Source organism: Vibrio sp. 10N.222.46.A1 (assembly GCF_041473595.1).
In the GTDB taxonomy this organism is placed as follows: domain Bacteria; phylum Pseudomonadota; class Gammaproteobacteria; order Enterobacterales; family Vibrionaceae; genus Vibrio; species Vibrio tasmaniensis_A.
Genome location: NZ_JBFRSN010000622.1, coordinates 1 through 3,584, shown reverse-complemented (window position 1 = coordinate 3,584; position 3,584 = coordinate 1). Strand labels below are relative to the sequence as shown.

The 3,584-nt window shown below is 45.6% G+C and carries 2 protein-coding genes; both read right to left on the bottom strand.

What is annotated here, in order from left to right:
- Positions 1–34: 34 nt before the first annotated feature.
- Positions 35–2,158 carry a TonB-dependent siderophore receptor gene (locus tag AB4496_RS17175; protein WP_102257566.1) on the bottom strand — a complete coding sequence of 708 codons (2,124 nt, stop codon included), beginning with the start codon at positions 2,156–2,158 and terminating at the stop codon, positions 35–37.
- 224 nt (positions 2,159–2,382) lie between these two features.
- A partial coding sequence (locus tag AB4496_RS17170; protein WP_372131458.1) for a TonB-dependent receptor occupies positions 2,383–3,584 on the bottom strand: 1,202 nt, incomplete at its 5' end.

The following is a 3,584-nucleotide window of genomic DNA, read 5'->3' as shown; positions in this document are numbered from 1 at the left end:
CTTATATTCGTTATTATTTTTAATCAATTACCGATTAGAACTGATAGTTCAGATCCAAAGTGTATGAACGCCCTGGCGCTGGATAGCGGCCAACCGGACTGGTATCAATACCGCGGAAGTAGTAGTCCTCAGCAAACAAATTGTTCACTGCAACATTCATGCGTAACTTACTGTTTTCATCTTTATACAAGTCTGAGCCTAGGTTTAAGTTCCATACCATGTAAGCAGGTACTTTGCCTTTCGCACCCGTTGCATCTTCAGCACTGGTATTGGCATTGTCAGAATAAGACTCACTGAAATAGTAACCAGATAAGGTCGTATCTACCCGGCTAAAGGCGTAAGTCGCATCCCAGCTAAGCTGATGCTCGGATGTGTAAGGAAGTTGCTTACCTTTGTTTGCACCTTCTGCCTCTATCGTCGCATCCAAATAGTTATAACCCGCGCCTAAACTCAGAGCTTGCATAGCCTGCGGAACATAACGACCTGAAAGCTCAATACCTTGATGAAGCGTTTTACCAATATTGTCAAAGGTCTGCGTTCCGCTTTGCCATTGGAGTTGGTCTTCAAAATCAATGCGGTAGAGCGCGACATTAAAGCTAGTTGAATCTTGATTGTAACGAGCACCCAACTCGTAGTTCCATGCTAGCTCACTGCCCTCTTCACCCTTGCCTCGGATGTAAGCGATTTGTGGTGCGCGCAAAGATTTCTGCGCATTGGTGTACCCAACCCATTGCTCAGTTAAATGGTATGCCACGGTTAAGCCCGGCAACCACTCCGTCACTTTGTTGTCTGTACTCTGAGCTTTACCCTTATCATTAAAGGTCATATCAATCGATTCGTAACGAATACCTGGAGTAACCTTTAGCACGTCGTTAAACAGGCCAACTTCATTGCTGATGTAACCTGCGAATGCATCGGTATTCAAGTTCCAATCACGTGGCACTTTTGTTACTCCGCCAGCAATTGGCGTTTGCGTTAGCTTGTAATCGATATCTTCATTTACATAGCGAGCACCTACAATCAAGTTTTGCGTCACCGTATTACCGTCAAAGTACATCGCTAACTTAGGTTCCACACCATAAACAGCGAATTCACGTGGTGAGGTGCGAATATCTGTTGATGGTAATGCTGGATCAGCCCAGTGACCGCCTGCGCTATTAAAGCCCCATTGGAAGAAACGCTCAGAGTGGTGACCGAATGTCAGAACCTCTAACTCTGCGCCATCTGCAATATTCAAATCATGCAAATACTTCAGGCTCCAACGCGTTGATGTGCCTTTGTATTCGTCATATGGTCGCTTCGATTGAGTACGATCTTTCTGGTAATCTTTTGGCGATAAAGCGCCCGGCATTTGGGTGTCGGCATCGTAACGCTGAACGAATGCTTGTAGCTCCTGGGTATCACTGAGTAACCATTGCAACTTCGCTTGGAAGTTTTTTACATCCGTATCTGAATGATCACGGAAGCTTTCACCTTTTAGGAAGTTACCTTCCACTTGAAGTGCCAGCGTATCGGTTAACCAACCACCGGTACGTAGGTAAAAGTCATTCAGTGGTGTATTACCATCTTCAAATACGGTGAAACGATTACTGATTTCCGTTTGCCACTCGTGTGGAATGGGCTTAGTCACCAAGTTGATCACACCACCCACGTTATTTGGCCCGTACTGCACAGCCGCACCACCACGTACGATATCAATTCGGTCAAGCATAGATAGCGTTGCTGGAAAAATAGATTGTCCGGTATGACCATAAGGCGCAAGAGTCAGTGGTACACCATCCATTAGAAATTGAGCATGACCACTGCGGCTCGCTTTCAAGCCGCGCACCGAGATGTTAGGCAATACACCCGTGCCCGTTTCGTCTTGAACCTTAATGCCCGGTACACTTTGAAATGCTGAATCAATAGAGAGTGCGCCAGTCTTTTTAATTTGTTCGTTAGTTAGAACGGTACGCGCTCCCGGATACTCTTTCACATCTTCTAATTCTGAATTACCGATCAAGCTGCCCGTCACGACAACCGTTTCCATGGTCGTCGTTTGCGGATCAGACGCAGCGAATGCACTCATGGAAGTCACTGAAGCGATGGCCGTTGCAAGTACGGTCAAGCGCAGTTTATGTTGCGCGTGGGGTTTACCATCCAAATTCTGGTAAGGCATGAAAATCTCCTAAGTAGGCAAATTAGGGTCAAAGGCTGTGCTTTTAAGTTATGCCAACGCTTTGACCCATTGGGCTAAACGACCTCAAAATGAGGCCAACTGTTCACTCACTCGTAGCGAACAAATCAATAGTTTTTTCAGTTGAAATAGCTTTTAGTCACGTACTAGCTCTTAGAAACGTAATAACGCTTAAAAATTAACGACTCTTAGAGCTGAACTCGCTTTTAGAACTGATAGCCGTAGCTGAGCATGAATTCAGCTGGCGCTCCGTAACCAATCTGGTTAGTACCCGACTTACCACTGGTTGCCCCAAGAATGTATTTCTCGCCAAGTACGTTATAAGCGTTCGCTTGAACTTTGTGACGACCCGTGGTGTACGCTGCCATCAAATCAACAGTGGTGTAATCACCTAATGCGACGGCTTCATTGTTACCTGCGTAGCGGTCCCCTACGTATTTCACACCACCGCCCAAACGCCAGTTTTCGTATAATTGGTAAGTACTCCAGAGTGAGAACAGATGATCGGATACATCATTCGGCTTTTTACCTGTATCTTTATCTTCTGCATCTAAGTAGCTATAACCAACTGAAATATCCCACAACTCTGTAATCTGACCGCGAGCTTCCAGTTCAATACCTTGGTGACGTGCTTCAATCTTATTGATAACGTCGCCATTAATATTGGTTTGTGGTTGTTCTTGATCAATTTGGAAAATAGCGGCATTGAGCATCAAAGCGTTATCGAGTAAGTAAGCTTTCGCACCCACTTCTTTTAGATCGGTATGGAAGAATTCAGCCAGTTTAGGGTTGATATAAATACCGGAGTAAGGCAATTGCCACGAACGAGCTAAGCTTGCGTATACCGACATATCGTTGTTGATGCGATAGACCAAGCCACCACGGTAGCTCACTTTGTTATCATCTAGCTTCTCTTGGGCTTTCCCGGCTTTTTGCTGCTCAAGTTCCATAGAGTCATAGCGCACGTTACCTATCACCGATAGATCACCCAAGGTGTAAACGTCTTGAAGGTAAATACCCGTCGTCGTCGTTGTGTTATCACGGAAAGGCTTGAAACCCGGATCAGGCGTTGCTCCTACGACGGGGTTATAGATGTGTTTCGGAGGTAAGGTTTTATCGCTTGCTAGCGTTAAATCGATATTGATCTGGTTATAATCCGCACCAATCATCATTTGGTTAGAATCGGTTTCCCACACTAACTCGGATTGCATCGTCGTTGTGGTTCGAGGGTCATAACCGAAATTGTTCACGGTTTGAGAGACTTTATCTCCCGTCACAGTGCCTTGACGCGTGCCCTTTTGCTCAAGTTCGATATGATTGTATGCCGCTCGGTTTGTCCATACCCACTCGCTATTCAAGCGCCACTCATAATTAATGCCAACACGCAGGCTATCGGACTCTTGATAAT